Source organism: Saccharothrix sp. NBAS 001 (assembly GCF_056640475.1).
In genome coordinates this window covers 5364267-5383027 of record NZ_CM153251.1, presented here as the reverse complement: position 1 = coordinate 5383027, position 18761 = coordinate 5364267, and the positions used below count along the sequence as shown (strand labels likewise).

Genomic DNA, 18761 nt, shown 5'->3' with positions numbered 1-18761 from the left:
GTGCCTGGTACGGTCCTGGCGACCGGCGGGACCATCCCCCATCGAGCGCATACCACACAGGTCGTGCGCAAGGCGTTACCGGTGGCGGTGATGGGCCTGTCGGCGGGTGTTGGTACTACTACCACCCGCCGCAACCACCAGGCGCTGAAAGATTCACCTGACTGGGACCCACGTTGTACCCAGGCAATTGCGCTCGGTACGGTCGCGGCACCGATCCAGAATTGAAATTCCCACACCACGGAGGAAATCGTGGCCCTTCCCCAGCTTACCGAGGAGCAGCGGGCCGCAGCGCTGGAGAAGGCTGCTGCCGCTCGTCGCGCTCGGGCTGAGCTCAAGGAGCGCCTCAAGCGTGGCGGCACGACCCTGACGGACGTGCTGAAGGCCGCTGAGAGCGACGAGGTCCTTGGCAAGATGAAGGTGTCCGCGCTGCTTGAGGCGCTTCCGGGCGTCGGCAAGGTTCGCGCGCAGCAGATCATGGAGCGTCTTGAGATCGCTCCGAGCCGTCGGCTGCGCGGCCTGGGTGAGCGGCAGCGCAAGGCGCTGCTCACCGAGTTCAGCGGCGAGTGAGTGATGGCACCGGGGCGGGACCGGGCGCACGCGCCCGGTCCCGCCTCACCGTACTTTCCGGGCCCTCCGGCGTGGGCAAGTCCAGCGTGCTGGCCGAGCTGCGCCGGAGGGATCCCGACCTGCACTTCAGCGTCTCGGTGACCACCAGGAAGCCGAGGCCGGGCGAGGTCGACGGGGTGCACTACCACTTCGTGGACCTGCCCGAGTTCCGCAAGATGGTCGCCAACGGCGAGCTGCTGGAGCACGCCGAGTTCGCCGGCAACTGCTACGGCACCCCCCGGGAGCCCGTGGAGCGCGCGCTGGCGGCCGGTCGGCCGTCCCTGCTGGAGATCGAACTCCAGGGGGCCCGCCAGGTGCGGGCCGCGATGCCCGGGGCGCAGCTGGTCATGCTCGCCCCGCCGTCCTGGGAGGACCTGGTCGAGCGGCTGACCGGCCGAGGCACCGAGGACCCCGCCGTGGTGGCCCGCCGGCTGGAGATCGCCCGTGAGGAACTCGCGGCCGAACCGGAGTTCGACGAGGTCGTGGTGAACGCCGACGTTCGATCGGCGGCCACCCAGTTGCTAGACTTGGTGGTCGGCCCGCCGCCCGTCGCGCGCTAGCGCGTTCCGCAGGCGTGGGACGACCCCTGGACACACCAAACCGCAGGAGCGTTGACGAGTGACCACGCACACCGAGCTGGGCCCCCTGTCGGGTTCTCCGGAGGGCATCACCAACCCGCCGATCGACGACCTGCTGGAGCAGGTCAGCTCGAAGTACGCGCTGGTGATCTACGCGGCCAAGCGGGCGCGGCAGATCAACGACTACTACGCCCAGCTGGGCGAGGGCCTGCTGGAGTACGTCGGCCCGCTGGTCGAGCCGGGCCCGCGTGAGAAGCCGCTGTCCATCGCGCTCCGGGAGATCCACGCGGGTCTCCTTGAGCACACCGAGGGCGAGTGACCGAGGCGGTCGACGCCCGCCCCCGCGTCGTGCTGGGGGTGGGCGGTGGGATCGCCGCCTACAAGGCGTGCGAGGTGCTGCGCCGGCTCACCGAGTCCGGCCACGCGGTGCGGGTCGTCCCCACCGAAAGCGCGCTGAACTTCGTCGGCGCGGCCACCTTCGAGGCCCTGTCCGGGCAGCCGGTGCACGCCGGCGTGTTCTCCGACGTGCCGTCCGTGCAGCACGTCAAGCTGGGGCAGGAGGCCGACCTGCTGGTGGTCGCGCCCGCCACGGCGAACCTGCTGGCCAAGGCCGCCCACGGGCTGGCCGACGACCTGCTCACCAACGCCCTGCTGACCGCGCGCTGCCCGGTCCTGCTGGTCCCCGCGATGCACACCGAGATGTGGGAGCACCCGGCGACCAGGGCCAACGTGGCGCTGCTGCGCTCGCGCGGCGTGATCGTCGCCGAACCCGCCAGCGGGCGGCTGACCGGCAAGGACACCGGCAAGGGCAGGCTGCCCGACCCGGCCGAGATCGTCGAGCTGTGCCGGCTGCTGCTGGAGCGCCCGGACGCGCTGCCCCGGGACATGGAGGGCCTGCACGTGGCCGTCTCCGCCGGCGGCACCCGCGAGCCGCTGGACCCGGTGCGCTTCCTGGGCAACCGCTCGTCCGGCCGGCAGGGCTTCGCGCTGGCCCGGGTCGCCGCCCAACGCGGCGCGCGGGTGACGCTGGTCGCCGCGCACACCGCCGACCTGGCCGCGCCCGCGGGCGTCGAGGTCGAGCGGGTGGGCAGCGCGGCCGAGCTGCGCGACGCGATGCACCGGGTGGCCGAGGCCGCGGACGTCGTCGTGATGGCCGCCGCCGTGGCCGACTTCCGCCCGGTCGACCTGGCCGAGCACAAGATCAAGAAGAGCGACCGCGACCCGGAGCCGGTCCGGCTCACCCGCAACGCGGACATCCTGGTCGAACTGGTCGGCGCCCGCCGGGCGGGCCAGGTCGTCGTCGGCTTCGCCGCCGAGACCGGGGACGGCCAGGGCGACGTGCTGGACTACGGACGGGCGAAGCTGCGTCGCAAGGGCTGCGACTGGCTCGTGGTCAACGCGGTCGGCGACGGCAAGGCGTTCGAGGTCGAGGACAACGCAGGTTGGCTGCTGTCCGCGAACGGGGCGGAAACCGCGCTACCACACGGGTCGAAGGCGCGTCTGGCGTCCGCAGTGTGGGATGCGGTCGTCCCGACCTCCCGTTGATGGCCCTCCGGGAGGGGACGCTCAGTAAGCTGGGGATCGATCGCAGAGGGAAACTCGGAATGGGGAGTGCCGTGAGCCAGCACAGCAGCAGGCTGTTCACCAGTGAGTCGGTGACGGAGGGGCACCCGGACAAGATCTGCGACGCGATCAGCGACTCCATCCTCGACGCGTTGCTGGCCAAGGACCCCCGTTCGCGGGTGGCCGTGGAGACCCTCATCACCACCGGCCAGGTGCACGTGGCGGGCGAGGTCACCACCGAGACCTACGCGGACATCCCGTCGATCGTCCGGGAGAAGATCCTGGAGATCGGCTACGACTCGTCGGCCAAGGGCTTCGACGGCCGCTCGTGCGGCGTGAACGTGGCGATCGGCGCGCAGTCCGCGGACATCGCGCAGGGCGTCGACACCGCCTACGAGCAGCGCGTCGACGGCGCGGACGACGACATCGACAAGCAGGGCGCGGGCGACCAGGGCCTGATGTTCGGCTACGCGTGCACCGACACGCCCGAGCTGATGCCGCTGCCGATCGCGCTCGCGCACCGGCTGTCCCGGCGGCTGACCGCGGTGCGCAAGGACGGCACCGTGCCCTACCTGCGCCCGGACGGCAAGACCCAGGTCACCATCGAGTACGCGGGCGATCAGCCGGTCCGGCTGGACACCGTCGTGGTGTCGACGCAGCACGCGGACGGCATCGACCTGGAGAAGCTGCTCGGCGTGGACATCCGCGAGCACGTCGTCACGCCCGAGGTCGACGGACTCGGCCTGGAGACCGCCGACGTGCGGCTGCTGGTCAACCCGACCGGCCGGTTCGTCATCGGCGGCCCGATGGGCGACGCGGGCCTGACCGGCCGCAAGATCATCGTCGACACCTACGGCGGCATGGCCCGCCACGGCGGCGGCGCGTTCTCCGGCAAGGACCCGTCGAAGGTGGACCGGTCCGCGGCGTACGCGATGCGCTGGGTGGCGAAGAACGCGGTCGCCGCGGGCCTCGCGACCCGCATCGAGGTGCAGGTCGCGTACGCGATCGGCAAGGCCGCCCCGGTGGGCCTGTTCGTGGAGACGTTCGGCACCGAGACCGTCGACCCGACCAAGATCCAGCAGGCCATCGGCGAGGTCTTCGACCTCCGCCCGGCGGCCATCATCCGCGACCTCGACCTGCTCCGCCCGATCTACGCCCCGACCGCCGCGTACGGCCACTTCGGCCGCACCGACGTCGACCTCCCGTGGGAGAACACCGACCGCGCGGACGCCCTGCGCGCGGCCGCGGGTGCGTGACGGCTTAAGAGAGCGGCTGGTCCGCGGCGAGGCCGTGGACCTGACCGACCGGACGATCCCCGCGTCGCTGATCCGCGACCTGTTGACCGACGAACTCGACCAACGGGGCCTGCGGATCGGCGGCGCGCGGCTGACCGGGCAGCTGGACCTGTCCGACGTGGCGGTGTCCCGGCCCGTCGTGCTGCGCGACTGCACCGCGGAGTCCCCGGTCCTGCTCGACCGCGCCCGGTTCGCGTCGCTGGACCTCAGCGGCCTGACCGCGCCCGCGGTGTCCGCGCCGTGGCTCAAGCTCGACCACTACCTGCTGCTCCAGGACGCCCGGCTGACCAGCGACGACGGCTGGGCGTTGGACCTGGGGGAGGCCGACGTCGGCGGCCACGTGAGCCTGCGCGGCGCCCGGCTGACCGGCGACGAGTACGCACTGCACGCGCCGAAGCTGCGCACCGGCAGCCAGCTCTACCTGACCGAGGTGCGCGCGGTCGGCACGGTGTACCTGGACGGCGCGCGGCTCGGCGGGAACCTGAGGTGCGACGGAGCCGACTTCCGGGCCGCCGAGGTCGCGCTGCTCGGCGTGGACATGCAGGTCGAGGACAACGTGTTCCTGCGCCGGGGCTTCCGCGCGACGACCGCGTCGGACCGGTTCGCGGCGGTCCGGATCCGGGGTTCGCGGATCGGCGGCCAGCTGGTGCTGCGCGACTGCCGGCTGGTGGGCGCGTCGGCGCTGGACGTGAAGCACGTCAAGGCGGGCAAGGAGATCCTGTTCTCGCCGGAGGTGCTGGACGGCGGCGTGGAACTGGACGGGTTGACCTACGTAGGGGTGCCGCGCGACGCGTCGGTGGACGAGTGGCTGGCGCTGCTGGCGACGCGGACCCCGTGGTACGCGAGCCAGCCCTACCTGCAACTGGCGGCGGCGCACCAGGCGGCGGGCAACGAGCGCGACGTGCGCCGGATCCGGGTCGCCCAGCAGCGCGACCTGGCCAGGCGCGGCAGGCTGACCAGGTGGGGCCGGGTGTGGCACCGGGTGACGGGCGCGACCGTGGGCTACGGCTACCGGCCCGCGTTGGCGCTGGTGTGGCTGGTCGGGACGCTGCTGGTGGCGGTGGGCCTGGTGGCGGGCGTGGCGGGCCCGGCGGGGTTGGTGCGGTCGTGTTCGACGGTCGAGCAGATCGGGCACGCGCTGAACGCCGTGACCCCGCTGGCCAAGCCCGAAGGCGTGAAGTGCCAGGTGGTGACGAGCAGCGGGTTGGGCCAGTTCGTGGTCGTGTCGACCTGGTTCCTGCAACTGCTGGCCTGGGCCTTCGCCACCCTGTTCGTAGCCGGCTTCACCGGCCTGGTCCGCAAAACCCCCTGACCCGCGCCGAACCGCCGGACCGCCGGACCGCCGGACCCGAGGCGACCGCAACGGTCGGCCGCCGCCGGTGCGGTCGCCGCCCGACTTCAGCAGACTTGGTCGCTCGCTGCCCGCTGCCCGCCGCTGCTCGCCGCTCGCCGTCGGTGTTCGGGATGCCCGGTGACCGTCGCGCGATGCCCTTGGGTACTCCGCCGCCGGCCCCACGCCGCCGGCCCCACGCCGTCGAATCGCTGTGCCGGATCGCTGTGCTGGCCCGCGTCGTCGGATCGCTGTGCTGGATCCCTGTGTTGGATCGCTGCGCCGCCGCCGTGCCGGTCGGGTACGGCTGAGTCCGGCTGATCACCTCGCCGGCCGAGTTCGTCGGCCCGGTCCGTCAGATGACTTCGATGGGGTCGAGCTTCACCCTGATCGGGTCCGGGTCCTTGCGGGCGCTGCGGGTGGCCTGGAGGGCGGTCAGGGCCTCGGCCAGGGGTTTGCCGTCGGTCCGGGGGACGCGGATCAGGGCCCGTTCCCGCCGGCCGTCCTCGGAGAGCGGGACCGGGCCGAGGATTTCGCCGGACGGGGGGAGGACCAGGTCTTCCAGCGCGGTCGCCAAGGCGTCCGGGGTGCCGTCGACCGTCGCCATCCGGACGGCCGGGGGGAAGCCGAGTTCGGTGCGGCCCGCCAATTCCTGCCGCGCGTGCCAGACCGGGTCCCAGCGGACCAGCGCCTGGACCGGGGGGAGGCTGGAATCGGCGATCACCACCACCTTGCCCGCCGGACGGGCCAGCGCGGCGGCGGTCATCCAGCGGCGGAGGGTCTCCTCGGTCGCCCGCAGGTCGGCGCGGCTCAGCAGGGCCCAGCCGTCGAGCAGCAGGACCGCGCCGTAGCCGCCCTCGGCGGTCGGCTCGGCCCCCGGCGTCGCGACCACCAGGGCACGGCCTCCCGGCACGGTCGACAAGACCTCGTCGGCCCCGGACGTGCGCACCGGGATGTTGCTGAACGCCCGACCCAGCTCCTCGGCCGTCCGCCGGGCCCCGATGATCTGGCCACGCAGCCGCCGCGACCCGCACGCCGGACAGCGGAACGCCGCCTCCGTGGCACCGCACCACCGGCAGTACGCGGGCTTCGGCACGCCGTCGTCCGTGCCCCCGGGCAGGGCGAGCGGCCCCGCGCACCGCCGGCACCGCGCCGGAGCCCGGCACGTCCCGCACGCCAACGACGGCACGTACCCCCGGCGCGGCACCTGGATCAGCACCGGCGCGTCCTCGGCGAACGCCGCCCGCGCCGCGTCGAACGCGATGGACGGCAGCCGCGCCGACCGCGCCGCCGGGTCCTTCACGTCCTGCCACGCGTTGTCGCCCACCGCCGCGACCCGAGGTGCGACGGCCCGCAACGTGTCGCGGCCCGCCACCACCTCGTGCGCCCACCCGCTGTCCACCAGCAGTTGCGCCTCCGCCGTCCGGGCGAAGCCGCCCACCAGCAGCGACGCCCCGTCCAGGTGCGAACGCTGCACCAGGACGTCCCGCACGTTCGGGTACGGCATCCGGGGCTCGGCGTGCAGGTCGTCGCCGTCGTCCCACACCACCACCAGCCCCAGGTCGTGCACGGGCGCGAGCGCCGCCCCACGCGTCCCGAGGACCAGCCGCACCGCACCCCGCCGCACCGCCAGCCACCGCTTGTACCGCTCGGACGGCCCCAGGTCGGACGACAGCGTCACCACCGCGTCCGGCCCCGCGAGCGCCGCGCACGCCGCGTGCAGCCGAGCCAGGTCCCGGTGGTCCGGCACGACCACCAGCGCCCCCCGCCCGGTGCTCACCACGGTCGTCGCCGCCTCGGCCAGCCGCGCGGGCCAGTCCTCGGCGGGCAACGCCTGCCACACCGCCCGCGCCGAGCGCCCCGACCGGAGCGCGTCCAGCAGGTTCGGCCCGAACGGGTACCGCGCCCAGCCCTCGGCCGAGGGCGCGGCCGGGACCGGTGCCGGGTCCGGCGACGGCTTCGCCTCGACCCGCGCGTGCCGGGGCGGGACCGCCATCCGCAGGACGTCGATCAGCGAACCCGCGTACCGGTCGGCGACCGCGCGCGCCAGCTCGGCCACCTCCGGCGAGAGCACCGGCTCCGCCGAGATCACCCGGTCGAGGAAGCTCAGCTTGCTGCCGTAGCCGGACTCCTCGGCGCGTTCGATCAGGTAGCCGTCGACCAGCTGGCCCGCGAACCGGACCCGGACCCGGCAGCCGGGCACCGCGTCCGAGTCCTGCTCGGTCGAGACCTGGTAGTCGAAGAGCCGGTCGAGGTGCGGGAGCGGGACGTCGACGCAGATCCGGGCGACGGGCAGCACGGCGGCGGGTACGCGTTCCCCGCGCCTGGTGCTCGCCTTGCCTGCCATGAGCTGAGGTCTACCAGAGTGCCTCCCGGAGGGTGTCGGGGTGGTGGGGCCGAGTGGGTGAGGGGTCGGGGTGGACGCCTTGGGCGGGGCAGTCGAGGAGCGGGTGGTAGGGGCGGTTGATGCGGTGGGTGGGCGGCGGCGCGGGCGGTGTCATGGGTCCATCTTCGAACAGGTGTTCTAGGTATGCAAGATCACTTATGGGTGATGTTGATCAGCCGCCACGCCCGGAACGGGCAGGCGGGCAGGCGGGCAGGCGGGCAGGCGGGCAGGCGGGCAGGCGGGCAGGCGGGCAGGCGGGCAGGCGGGCAGGCGGGCAGGCGGGCAGGCGGGCAGGCGGGCAGGCGGGCAGGCGGGCAGGCGGGCAGGCGGGCAGGCGGGCAGGCGGGCAGGCGGGCAGGCGGGCAGGCGGGCAGGCGGGCAGGCGGGCAGGCGGGCAGGCGGGCAGGCGGGCAGGCGGGCAGGCGGGCAGGCGGGCAGGCGGGTGAGCGAGGCGCGGGCAGGCGGGCGCGGGATGGGTTGCCGCACACGCTTGCCGGCCCTCGCTTCGCTTTCTCTCGCGCCCGCTCGCCCACCAGCAGTTCACCCGCTCGCTTTACCTGGAGGCTCGCTCGCCGGCTCGCTCGCTTGGCTGTCGGCGGCTCGCCTGCCGCCTTGCCTGACAGCCTGTCCCGGCGGCTTGCCTGCGCGCCTGGCCGCTCGCTCGCCCGGCCGCTGGACAGTCCGGCCGGTCGCTCGGCCGCCGGCTCCACCGTCGCGCATCGCCACCGGGCCGTGCCCGCGCCGCAGCCGATGCGGCTGACCGGCCGGAGCGTCCACCCCGCCGTCAGGCGCATCGCACAGCCGTCACGGTCTCGTCGCGGCGTCGCACCAGGGCACGCCGGCCGAACCGACGAACCACAGAGGGAGTCGAACCGCTACCGGGTACGCCGAAGTCACCTACGGGTGGGATTCGACCTCGCGGGGGTTCTGCGGCACCCCACCCAGGAGTACAAGAGAACGATGCTCCGCTCGACGGTCGTCAGCGTCCTGGCATCCTTCCTCCTCATCACGCCGCTTGTCTCCGCCCAAGCGCAACAGGAACCATCGCCGTCACCAGAGGCGCGACAAGGACAACAAGACCTGCCGACCCGGGCACCCGAGGCCGTGGGGTCCGGCGGCGTGGTGTCGAGCATCGACCCGGACGCCTCACAGGTCGGCATCGACGTCCTGCGGCGCGGCGGCAACGCCGTGGACGCCGCCGTGGCGGTGGCGGCGGCGTTGGGGGTCACCGACCCGTTCTCCGCCGGGATCGGCGGTGGCGGGTTCTTCGTCTACTACGACGCCCGCACCCGCCGGGTGTCCACGCTCGACGGGCGTGAGACGGCACCCGCGTCGGCCGGTCCCGATCTGTTCCTGGAGAACGGGCAGCCGATCCCGTTCGCCGACGCGGTGACCAGCGGGCTGTCCGTGGGCGTCCCCGGCACTCCCCGCACCTGGCAGCGCGCGCTCCAGCGCTGGGGCACGTTGTCGCTGGACAAGGCGCTGAAGCCGGCCGAGGAACTGGCCCGGCGGGGCTTCCAGGTCGACGCGACGTTCAACCGGCAGATCGCCGAGAACGCCGCGCGGTTCGCCGACATCACCTCCACGCGGAAGCTCTACCTCCCGGTCCCGGCGGTCGGCAGCACGTTCCGCAACCCCGATCTCGCCGACACCTACCGCGAACTCCGCCACGACGGCGTCTCCGCGCTCTATCGCGGTCCGATCGGCCACGACCTGGTCAAGGCCGTCAACCAACCGCCTGTGGACCCGGCCGCGACCCGTAAGGTCCGCCCCGGTCGCCTCACCCTCGCGGACCTGGGCAGCTACAACGCCCCGCAACGTGAACCGAGCCGTTCGCGCTACCGCGACCTGGACGTCTACGGCATGGCCCCGCCGTCTTCCGGCGGCATCGCGGTCGGCGAGGCGTTGAACATCCTGGAGTCCACGAACGTCAAGGACGAGTCCACGGTCCAGTACCTGCACCGGTTCCTGGAGGCGTCACGGCTGTCGTTCGCCGACCGCAACCGCTGGGTGGGCGACCCGGCCTTCGTCGACGTCCCGGTCCGCGAGCTGCTGTCCCAGGAGTTCGCCGACAGCCGCGCGTGCCTGATCTCCCCGACCAAGGTGCTGGCCAGTCCGGTCGCCCCGGGCGATCCGCGCGACCCGACGCCCTGCCGGACCACCGGCGAGCCGGACGCCGCCCCTTACGAAGGCACCGACACCACGCACCTCACGGTCGCCGACAAGTGGGGCAACGTCGTCGCATACACGCTCACCATCGAGCAGGAGGGCGGCAGCGGCATCGTCGTGCCCGGCCGGGGGTTCCTGCTGAACAACGAACTCACCGACTTCTCGTTCACCCCGGTCACGCCCGGCGTCCCGGACCCCAACCTGCCCGGACCGGGCAAGCGGCCGAGGTCGTCCATGTCGCCGACGATCGTGCTGCAGCACGGCGCGCCCGTGCTCGCCCTGGGCTCGCCGGGCGGCGCGAGCATCATCACCACGGTCCTCCAAGTGCTCATCCAGCGCCTGGACCGGGGTCTCCCGCTGGTCGAGGCGATCGCCGCGCCGCGCGCGTCGCAGCGCAACGCGACGAGCACCCAGGCCGAAGCGGCGTTCCTGGACACCCCGGAGGCCGCCGACCTGCGCGCGCTGGGGCACCGCTTCACGTCCACGGCCGAGATCGGCGCGACGACCGCCGTCGAACGCCTCCCGGACGGCCGGTGGCGGGCCGCCGCCGAGACCACCCGGAGGGGTGGCGGGGCGGCCCGCGCGGTCTGGCCGGGTCACATCACCCGGCCCTCGTAGAGCAGCTCGCCGTTCCGGTCGTACGCCCGGACCTTGATGTCGTCCAGCACGTGGTCGGTGGTGTACTTGCCGATCAGCCACGCGGCGAACGTCCCCTCCCGGACGACGGCTTCCTGCGGGTCCAGTCGCGCCCACAGGAACTCCAGGCGCGCCACGTCGTCCTGGACGGTCCCGGCGAGCTGCAGCACGGCCTGCGGCGGGCTGCCGACCTCGACCGACTTCGACACGACCATCCGCAACGGCCGGGACGGGTCGCCGGGGCGGTCGGGGGCCGCGTACACGTGCGTCCCCCGGAACCGGTCGACGGTGCAGTACGCGTCGGCCCCGTCCGGTCCGCGCATCGCCAGCAGCCCGCCGGACGTGTCGGTGCCGATGGCCGCGCCGGACTCCCACGTCCCGCTGTCGTCGATCCCGTCGACGCTCTCCCGCATCGCGGCGTCCACGCAGGTGGCCAGCGTGTTCTTCGGGTCGGAGGGGTCGGTGGAGCCGTCCGGGAACCGGTCTCGCACGGGTGCCGGGTTCGGCAGGGCGTCCATCTCCAGGGTGGCGCGCTCCGGCTCCTCCGCCCCCTCCGCGATCGTCTCGACGGTGGCGGTCCGGCCCCTGGGGATGGTGATGAAGTGGTTCTCGTCGAGCAGCTTCGAGGTGATCGGCATGTCCTCCTTCACCCAGGCGCGCATCTCGGCGGTCCGCGCCGGGGGCTTGAGGAGGACGACCCCGGTGGGTGAGCGCCACAGCACCTTCGACCCGCCGACGGCCAGGTCCCGGTAGTCCGTCGGGTCGTCGCGGACCACGGTCGTGTAGGTCAGCTCGCAGTACTGCTCCCTCGGTGTGATCAGCACCCGCCGGCCCGGCACCCGCACCGTGACCGCCTGCGCGCCGCCGAAGCCGCACGCCTCCAAGTCCTGCGGGAGGCTCGGCACGACCTCGGCTTCGAAGGGCGCGGCGAACCTGCCGGGCACCGGCAGGACGGGTGTGCCGGTCCGGGTTTCCGGCCCGGGGAAGACCTGCACGGCGACCACGCCCGCCCCGACCAGCAGGACGGCACCGGCCGCAGCGGCCAGCGGTCCGCGCGCCCACCGGCGCGTGCGGTGTCCGGGCAGACCGGACACCCGGGCGACAGCACCCGCCTCGGTGTCCTCTTGTGCATCCTCTTCTGCGCCGACCACCCGGCGGCGCATCCGCTCCCGCACGTCGGCGGGCAGCACCCGGCGGGGCGGCAGTTGCGGGGCGTTCATCGGGCCTCCTCGACTCGTCCGGCGCGCAGCCGGGCGCGGGCGCGGGAGATGCGGGAGCGGACCGACACCTCGGCCACCCCCAGCACCTCGGCCGCCTCGGCGGCGGACAGCTCGCCGAGCAGGCACAGCTCGACGGCTTCGCGCTCGGCGGCGGGCATGGTCCGCACCGCCGCCAGCACCCGGCGCAGCTCGCGGTCGTCGTCCACCGACGAGATGACGCGCTCCGCGTGGTCGGGCACCACGTCCTGGTCGGGCACCCGGCGCAGGGCCCGCCGGAACCGGCCCAGCCGGCGGAACTCGGTGCGCGCCAGGTTCCCCGCGACGGCGTACAGCCAGGGCAGCGCGGAATCGCGCACCAGGGTGATCTCCGCGCGCCTGCGCCACGCGGCGAGGAACGTCGCGGAGGTCAGGTCCTCGGCCGTGGCCCAGGAGGCGGTGAGCCGGAAGCAGTGGTTCCACACCGCTTCGGCGTGGCGGTCGAACAGGGCGGCGAACGCGGGCCGGTCGCCGCGTTCCCACAGTTCGGCGTCGGTGTCGGCCAACGGTGGCGCCCCCTGCCGGTTGGTCGTCTCGGCGATCATGCCAATAGGTAGCCGCAGGTACTCCCGGCGTTGCACCCGACCTCATCCCGGGGACGGAGAACGGGTCGCTACTCCGAGCGGACGCGCGCGCACGCCCGGTCGCGGGATCGTGGTCTCACCGACGAGAAGAGGAGCGCGACATGGCCGCCATCACGATGACCAGTGCGAAGACCCCGGCGTTCGTGACGGCGCTGCTCACCGCGGTCCGGTTCGCGGGCCACTTCCTGGCCGCGCTGGTGGGTGTGACGTTCCTCGGCCGCCACGCCGAGCACTGAGCCCGACCGCGTTTTGGCCGCTCTCCTAGACTGGCCGTCTGCCCCCGTTCTAGGAGAGTGCGTGACCGTCCAACCCATTCGGCTGTTCGGCGACCCGGTGCTGCGGACCCCCGCCGTCGAGGTCACCGAGTTCGACGCGGAGCTTCGCAAGCTGGTCAAGGACCTGTGGGACACCATGAGCGAGGCCGGCGGCGCGGGTCTCGCGGCCCCGCAGCTCGGCGTCGGCCTGCGGGTGTTCACCTACCACTGCGACGGCTTCGCCGGTCACCTGGTGAACCCGACGTTCGAGGTCGTCGGCGACGAGACCCAGGACGGCCCCGAGGGCTGCCTGTCGATCCCCGAGCTGAGGTGGGACTGCGTCCGGCACCGCGCCGTGGTGGCGCGCGGCTGGAACATGCACGGCGAGCCGGTCGAGGTGGAGGGCACCGACCTGCTGGCCCGGTGCATCCAGCACGAGACCGACCACCTGGACGGCGTGCTGTTCCTGGACCGGCTCGACGAGCAGACCCGCAAGCAGGCGATGCGCGAGATCCGGCAGCAGGACTGGTTCGACGGCGGCCTGCCGACGTTCAAGCAGTCGCCGCACCCGTTGTTCGGGGGTGCGTGAGCATGCGGCTGGTCTTCGCGGGCACGCCCGAACCGGCGCTGCCGTCGCTGCGCGCGTTCCTGGACTCCCCCCGGCACGAGGTGGTCGCCGTGGTGACCCGCCCCGACGCCCCGGCCGGTCGCGGCCGCAAGGTCGAGCGGTCGCCGGTCGCGGCGCTGGCCGACGAGCACGGCATCGAGGTGCTGACCCCGGCCAAGGCGTCGGACCCCGACTTCCAGGCCCGGCTGCGCGCGCTCGCGCCGGACCTGTGCCCGGTGGTGGCCTACGGCGCGCTGCTGCCCGAGTCCGCCCTGGCCATCCCGACCCACGGCTGGGTGAACCTGCACTTCTCGGTGCTGCCCGCGTGGCGCGGCGCGGCACCCGTGCAGGCGGCCGTGCGGCACGGTGACGACATCACCGGGGCGACCACGTTCCGGATCGTCAAGGCGCTGGACGCGGGGCCGGTGTTCGGCGTGGTGACCGAGCGGGTGCGCGAGCGCGACACCTCCGGCGACCTGCTGGGCCGGCTCGCCGAGTCCGGTGCGAAGCTGCTGCTGTCCACCGTCGACGGCGTCGAGGACGGCACGCTGCGCCCGGTGGAGCAGCCCGAGGAGAACGTCACCTACGCGCCGAAGGTGACCGTGGACGACGGCCGGCTGGACTTCGGCAACCCGGCGGCGGCGCTGGACCGCGTCGCGCGCGCGGTGACCCCGGACCCCGGCGCGTGGGCGGAGTTCCGCGGCGAGCGGCTCAAGCTCGGCCCGGTGACCCCGGTCGAGGAGGACGGCCTGCCGCCCGGCGAGATCCGGGTGGAGCGCAGGCGCGTGCTGGTCGGTACGGCCACCACACCCGTGGTGCTCGGCGAAGTGCAAGCACAGGGGAAGAAGCGGATGACGGCGACGGACTGGGCGCGCGGCGTCCGCATCGAGGCGGGGGAGCGCATCTCATGACCCAGCGTTCCTCCCGGCCGTCCCGGCCGCAGCGCCCCCACCCGCCGCGCCGGCGCACCGGCCCCGAACGACCGCCGGTCGACGACCCGGCGCGGCTGGCCGCGCTGGACACGCTGCGCGCGGTCCGGCAGCGCGACGCCTACGCCAACCTGGTGCTGCCCGGCCTGCTCCGGGACCGCCGGATCACCGGCCGGGACGCCGCCCTGGCCACCGAACTCGCCTACGGCACGGCCCGCGCGCAGGGCCTGCTGGACGCGATCCTCACCGCCTGCTCCGACCGCCCGCTGTCCGAAGTGGACGGTTCGGTGCTGGACGCCCTGCGGATGGGCGCCTACCAGCTGCTGCGCACCCGGATCCCGGCCCACGCGGCGGTCGCGTCCACCGTGGACCTGGTGCGCGCCGAACTCGGCTCGGGCGCGGCGGGCTTCGCGAACGCCGTGCTGCGCCGGGTGACCGGGCAGGACGAGGCGGGCTGGGTGGACGAGGTCGCGCCGGACGAGGAGACCGACCCGATCGGCTACCTGGCGATGGCCAACGCCCACCCGAGGTGGATCGCGCAAGCGTTCGCGGAAGCGCTGGGCAGCCGGGGCGAGGCGCTGCGCGACGCCCTGGTGGCCGACGACGCGCGCCCCGCCGTGCACCTCGCGGCCCGGCCGGGGGAGTGCAGCGCGGACGAGCTGGCCGCGATGACCGGCGGCGAGGTGGCGCCGTACTCGCCGTACGGGGTGCTGCTGGAGGCGGGCGCGGGCGACCCGGGCGACCTGGACCCGGTGCGCGAGAAGCTGGCCGCGGTGCAGGACGAGGGCAGCCAGCTGTGCGCGCTGGCGCTGACCAGCCCGGCGGCGGAGGGTCCGGACGAGCGCTGGCTGGACCTGTGCGCCGGGCCGGGCGGCAAGGCCGTGCTGCTGGGCGCGCTGGCGCAGCTGTCCGGCGCGAGCCTGGAGGCGGTGGAGAAGGCACCGCACCGCGCGGAGCTGATCCGCAAGGCGGCGGGCGACCTGCCGATCACCGTGCACGTGACCGACGGCCGCTTCTCGGGGCTGCCGGAGGGGTCCTACGACCGGGTGCTGGTCGACGCGCCGTGCACCGGGCTGGGCGCGCTGCGCCGCCGGCCCGAGGCGCGGTGGCGGCGCAAGCCCTCCGACGTCGCCCCGCTGGCCCGGTTGCAGCGCGAGCTGCTGACCGCCGCGCTGACCCTCGTCCGGCCGGGCGGGGTGGTGGCGTACGTGGTGTGCTCGCCGCACCTGTCGGAGACCGTCGGCGTGGTCGCGGACGTGGCCCGGCGGACCGGCGCGGAACGCCTGGACACCCGCGCGGCGTTCCCCGGCGTGCCGCACCTGGGCGACGGCCCGCAGGTGCAGCTGTGGCCGCACCTGCACGGCACCGACGCGATGTTCTGCGCGCTCCTGCGCCGCCCGGTGTAACCCGGTGGGGTGGTCCGAGGCGGACCGGACCTGCCCCGACCGGACCGGCCCAGACCGGACCGGGACGGGCCGGCCGGTGCTGGGGCTGGTCGCCTCGGCGGGCGGCGGGGTCGAGCGGTGGCTGCGGCCCGGACTGGCCGAGCCGCTGGCGCGGGCGGGGTGGCGGCTGGCGATCACGCTCACCCCGACCGCGGCGCGGTGGCTGGCACCGGAGGCCGCCGCGCTGGCCGCGCTGACCGATCTGCCGGTCCGCTCGACGTCGCGGCTGCCGGGCGAGCCGAAACCGCACCCGGTGCCCGACGCGTTCGTGTTCGCGCCCGCCACGCTGAACTCGATCGCGAAGCTCGCCCTGGGCATCGGCGACAACCAGGCGCTGACCGTGCTGGCCGAGGCGCTCGGCCGGGGCGCGCCGATGGTGGTGCTCGCGCAGGTCGGTCCGGAACAATCCCGGCACCCCGCCTATCGCGGCCATCTGGCGGTGTTGCGGGAGGCCGGCGTGCGGGTGGTCGGCGGCGGACCTGAAGACGCGCTGAGGGAACTCGCCGAGGTTGCGCCGTTCGCCGCATTCGACAATAGGGCGTGAATTGACAGCCAACCGAGACGCGTAGCAGGCTTGAATGTGTCGAAATTGCACGGCCGGGATCGTGAATGGGCTTCGGTTCTCCGCTTCCTGTCCGCACCCGGTGGCCTGCTGGCCATCGACGGACCGCCGTGCTCCGGCAAGACCTCGCTGCTGCACGAGGCCGCCGACGCCGCGCGCGACTGCGGCTACCGGGTCGTCCTGCTGCCCGCCGACCGGATCGCGGGCTCGCCCGAGGCGATCCGCGCGCCGGCCCGCGCCGCCGACGGCACCGCCCCGGCCGAGCGGGACCGGCCGCTGGTCGCGATCGACCACGCCCACCGCGCGCCGGACGCCGTGCTCGCCCTGCTGCCCCGGCTGCGCGCCCGGGGGGTCACCACGCTCGTCGCGCTGACCGGCGCGCACGCGGGCGGCGGGCTGCGCCGCGCGCTGGCCGCCGACGCCGAGGTGCTGACCCTCGGCCCGGTCGACCCGGACGTGGTGGACGGGATGCTCGCCGACCTGCTCGGCGCGCCCCCGCACCCGGACCTGGCCGAGCTGGTCGCGGCGGCGGCCGGCGACCCGAGGATGATCACCGAGCTGGTCACCGGCCTGCGCGAGGAGGGCCGGCTGGGCGACGGCGCCGCCCGGTTGGCGGGCGCGCTGCCCCGGCGGGTCGGCGGCCTGGTGCGCGGCCGGGTCGACGCGCTGTCGGCCAAGACCACCCAGCTGCTGCGGGTCGCCGCGGTGATCGGCCGGACCTTCCGGCCGCACGACGCCGCCACCCTGATGGGCGAGACGACCGGTGCGCTCCTGCTGTCCGTGGACGAGGTGATCGCCGCCGGCCTGGTCCGGCCGGCCGGCGACCGGCTGGAGTTCGACTCCGAACTGGTCTGGCGCGCGGTGGTGGAGTCGATCCCGGACTCCGTGCGGCACGCCCTGCGCCACGACGCCACCGCGCTGCGCGGCGCGGTCCGCGACACCCCGGCCCCGCCGGACGCGCCGCCGCCCGACGGGGAACGCGGCTCGGCCGCGGTGCGCGGCGTCCGCACGCTGGCCGCGAACGGCAAGCTCGGCCCGGCGATCGCGCTGGCCCGCGACAGCCTGGCGCGCGGCCTGCCCGCCGGTCCGGCCGTCGAGCTGCACACCACCCTGGCGGGCATCCTGCTCGCCGACGGCCGCCCGGCCGACGCGGCGGCCGAGATGGAACGCGCCCTGGCCGTTCCCGCCGCCGCCGAGTCCGCTCCCGTCCTGGCCGGGTCCGGGCCGGGGCGCAGGCTGGCCGCCGCCGGGCGGCTGCTCTCGCTGTACTTCGCCACCGGCAGCCGGGCGGGCGCGCACGCGCTGTCCGTGCTCAGCGCGCGGGACCGCGAGGCCAGCGACGCGGACGTGGTGATGGCCGCGACCGTGCACTCGTGCCTGGAGTGGACCGCGGGCAACCTCGCCGAGGGCATGTACTGGGGGCGCGAGTCGACCCGCTGGGAAGTCGACGCGCCCACCGCGTGGTGGCAGTCGCAGGCCGCGGTCGCGTTCGCGCTCAAGCTGTCCGCGCTGGGCGAGTTCGAGCACGCCGAGGCGCTGGTCCGGGGCGACGGCCCGGACACCGACGACGCGGTGACCGCCGGCGCGCCCGCCGCCCGGATGATCGCCCGCGCCCGGGTGCTCACCCAGGCGGGCAAGCTGGTGCCCGCCCAGGTCGCCGCGCACTCCGGCATGTCGCTGGCGCACGACCGGGGGCTGCGGCTGCTGGTGCCGCTGGCCTCGACCGTGCTGGCCACCGTCGCGCTGCACCGGGGCGACGTGCCCGCCGCCGCCGAGCACGTCCGCCGCTACCGGGGCGACCTGGCGGGCGGCGAGGCGGTGCTGCACTCGGGCCAGTACGACTGGGTGGAGCTGCTGCTCGCGCACGCCCAGGGCGGCCCGGCCCGCGCGTCCGAACTCGCCCGCGCCCGGCTGGCGGACCTCGACAGCGCCCGCCGGATGCTGATCGAGGAGCCCGGCGCGGCCCCGTGGCTGGTGCGGCTGGCGCTGGCGGTGGACGACACAGGGCTGGCCGGGTCGGTGGTCGGCGCGGCCGAGGAGCTGGCGGCGGGCAACCCCGGCTTCGCCGCCGTGTCGGTCGGCGCGTGCCACGCCCGCGCGCTGCTCGACCACGACGACGAGGCGCTGCTGGCCGCCGCCGGCCGGCACCACCACCCGTGGGCGCGGGCGAACGCGAACGAGGACTTGGCGGCGGTCCTCGCGCGCAGCGGCCAGGCCGACCGCGCGGACGCGGCGCTGACCTCCGCGCTGCGGATCTTCGAGCGGATGGGCGCGGCCGCCGAGGCGGCCCGGCTGCGCCGCCGGCCCGGCGCCCACCCGCCGGCCCCGGCCGCCCCGTCGGGCGAGGGCTGGCAGCGGCTGTCCGAGCCGGAGCGCGACATCGCCCGGCTGGTCGGCGCGGGCCTGACCAACCGGCAGGTGGCGCGCCAGCTGTTCCTGTCCCCGCACACGGTGAACTACCACCTGCGGGGCATCTTCAAGAAGCTCGGGATCAGCTCGCGGGTCGAACTGGCCCGGCTCGCCCTCGAACAGGAGCACGCCGAGGTCTGACCGGCACTGCG

The 18761-nt window shown here is 74.7% G+C and carries 17 protein-coding genes; 14 read left to right on the top strand and 3 right to left on the bottom strand.

Annotation, left to right across the window (positions count from 1 at the left end):
• Nucleotides 1-63 precede the first annotated feature (63 nt).
• The 7 genes from AC0HI0_RS22295 to AC0HI0_RS22265 all read left to right on the top strand — a co-directional run bounded on the left by AC0HI0_RS22295 (nt 64) and on the right by AC0HI0_RS22265 (nt 5354).
• Nucleotides 64-225: a hypothetical protein gene (locus AC0HI0_RS22295; RefSeq protein WP_480925433.1), complete on the top strand. Its 162-nt coding sequence runs from the start codon at nt 64-66 to the stop codon at nt 223-225.
• A 24-nt stretch (nt 226-249) separates the two neighbouring features.
• Nucleotides 250-567, top strand: a complete 318-nt coding sequence (mihF, locus tag AC0HI0_RS22290) for an integration host factor, actinobacterial type (RefSeq protein WP_033427832.1) — start codon at nt 250-252, stop codon at nt 565-567.
• Entirely contained in the window at nt 564-1166 is a 603-nt protein-coding gene (gene gmk / locus AC0HI0_RS22285; RefSeq protein ID WP_480925432.1) for a guanylate kinase, read from the top strand. The genes mihF and gmk overlap by 4 nt, the downstream gene beginning before the upstream one ends.
• 58 nt (nt 1167-1224) lie before the next feature.
• Nucleotides 1225-1503, top strand: a complete 279-nt coding sequence (gene rpoZ, locus AC0HI0_RS22280) for a DNA-directed RNA polymerase subunit omega (protein ID WP_015103666.1) — start codon at nt 1225-1227, stop codon at nt 1501-1503.
• Entirely contained in the window at nt 1500-2729 is a 1230-nt protein-coding gene (gene coaBC / locus AC0HI0_RS22275) for a bifunctional phosphopantothenoylcysteine decarboxylase/phosphopantothenate--cysteine ligase CoaBC (RefSeq protein WP_480925431.1), read from the top strand. The genes rpoZ and coaBC overlap by 4 nt, the downstream gene beginning before the upstream one ends.
• A 71-nt stretch (nt 2730-2800) precedes the next feature.
• Nucleotides 2801-4003, top strand: coding sequence for a methionine adenosyltransferase (metK, locus tag AC0HI0_RS22270; protein WP_480925430.1), 1203 nt, complete (start codon nt 2801-2803; stop codon nt 4001-4003).
• Entirely contained in the window at nt 3996-5354 is a 1359-nt protein-coding gene (locus AC0HI0_RS22265; protein WP_480925429.1) for a hypothetical protein, read from the top strand. Before metK ends, AC0HI0_RS22265 begins: the two co-directional genes overlap by 8 nt.
• Before the next feature lie 373 nt (nt 5355-5727).
• Here the strand turns inward: AC0HI0_RS22265 and AC0HI0_RS22260 are convergent, their stop codons facing one another.
• Nucleotides 5728-7719: a primosomal protein N' gene (locus tag AC0HI0_RS22260; RefSeq protein WP_480925428.1), complete on the bottom strand. Its 1992-nt coding sequence runs from the start codon at nt 7717-7719 to the stop codon at nt 5728-5730.
• Between the two features lie 999 nt (nt 7720-8718).
• On the opposite strand from AC0HI0_RS22260, the gene ggt reads away from it, so the two are divergent.
• Nucleotides 8719-10545, top strand: coding sequence for a gamma-glutamyltransferase (ggt, locus tag AC0HI0_RS22255; protein ID WP_480925427.1), 1827 nt, complete (start codon nt 8719-8721; stop codon nt 10543-10545).
• On the opposite strand, the gene AC0HI0_RS22250 is transcribed toward ggt, so the two are convergent.
• Both AC0HI0_RS22250 and AC0HI0_RS22245 read right to left on the bottom strand, forming a co-directional pair.
• A complete protein-coding gene (locus AC0HI0_RS22250; RefSeq protein ID WP_480925426.1) occupies nt 10524-11783 on the bottom strand; it encodes a hypothetical protein in 1260 nt (419 codons plus the stop codon). The genes ggt and AC0HI0_RS22250 overlap by 22 nt on opposite strands.
• Complete coding sequence (locus AC0HI0_RS22245) at nt 11780-12364, bottom strand: RNA polymerase sigma factor (protein ID WP_480925425.1); 585 nt, start codon at nt 12362-12364, stop codon at nt 11780-11782. Before AC0HI0_RS22245 ends, AC0HI0_RS22250 begins: the two co-directional genes overlap by 4 nt.
• 140 nt (nt 12365-12504) lie before the next feature.
• On the opposite strand from AC0HI0_RS22245, the gene AC0HI0_RS22240 reads away from it, so the two are divergent.
• From AC0HI0_RS22240 to AC0HI0_RS22215, 6 genes are all read left to right on the top strand, one after another.
• Complete coding sequence (locus AC0HI0_RS22240) at nt 12505-12639, top strand: hypothetical protein (RefSeq protein WP_480925424.1); 135 nt, start codon at nt 12505-12507, stop codon at nt 12637-12639.
• Between the two features lie 61 nt (nt 12640-12700).
• On the top strand, nt 12701-13246 hold the full coding sequence (def, locus tag AC0HI0_RS22235) for a peptide deformylase (protein ID WP_480925423.1): 546 nt from the start codon (nt 12701-12703) through the stop codon (nt 13244-13246).
• Between the two features lie 2 nt (nt 13247-13248).
• Nucleotides 13249-14175, top strand: a complete 927-nt coding sequence (gene fmt / locus AC0HI0_RS22230; RefSeq protein ID WP_480925422.1) for a methionyl-tRNA formyltransferase — start codon at nt 13249-13251, stop codon at nt 14173-14175.
• On the top strand, nt 14172-15599 hold the full coding sequence (locus tag AC0HI0_RS22225) for an RsmB/NOP family class I SAM-dependent RNA methyltransferase (protein ID WP_480925421.1): 1428 nt from the start codon (nt 14172-14174) through the stop codon (nt 15597-15599). Before fmt ends, AC0HI0_RS22225 begins: the two co-directional genes overlap by 4 nt.
• 76 nt (nt 15600-15675) lie before the next feature.
• Nucleotides 15676-16182, top strand: coding sequence for a flavoprotein (locus AC0HI0_RS22220; RefSeq protein ID WP_480934361.1), 507 nt, complete (start codon nt 15676-15678; stop codon nt 16180-16182).
• Nucleotides 16183-16218: 36 nt separating this feature from the next.
• Entirely contained in the window at nt 16219-18750 is a 2532-nt protein-coding gene (locus AC0HI0_RS22215; RefSeq protein WP_480925420.1) for a helix-turn-helix transcriptional regulator, read from the top strand.
• Nucleotides 18751-18761: the final 11 nt, after the last annotated feature.

Bases quoted from the DNA above. Each gene is read 5' to 3' on its own strand.
- AC0HI0_RS22260 (WP_480925428.1), bottom strand. From the start codon at position 7,719: ATGGCAGGCAAGGCGAGCACCAGGCGCGGGGAACGCGTACCCGCCGCC.
- ggt (WP_480925427.1), top strand. From the start codon at position 8,719: ATGCTCCGCTCGACGGTCGTCAGCGTCCTGGCATCCTTCCTCCTCATC.
- AC0HI0_RS22250 (WP_480925426.1), bottom strand. From the start codon at position 11,783: ATGAACGCCCCGCAACTGCCGCCCCGCCGGGTGCTGCCCGCCGACGTG.
- AC0HI0_RS22245 (WP_480925425.1), bottom strand. From the start codon at position 12,364: ATGATCGCCGAGACGACCAACCGGCAGGGGGCGCCACCGTTGGCCGAC.
- AC0HI0_RS22240 (WP_480925424.1), top strand. From the start codon at position 12,505: ATGGCCGCCATCACGATGACCAGTGCGAAGACCCCGGCGTTCGTGACG.
- fmt (WP_480925422.1), top strand. From the start codon at position 13,249: ATGCGGCTGGTCTTCGCGGGCACGCCCGAACCGGCGCTGCCGTCGCTG.
- AC0HI0_RS22225 (WP_480925421.1), top strand. From the start codon at position 14,172: ATGACCCAGCGTTCCTCCCGGCCGTCCCGGCCGCAGCGCCCCCACCCG.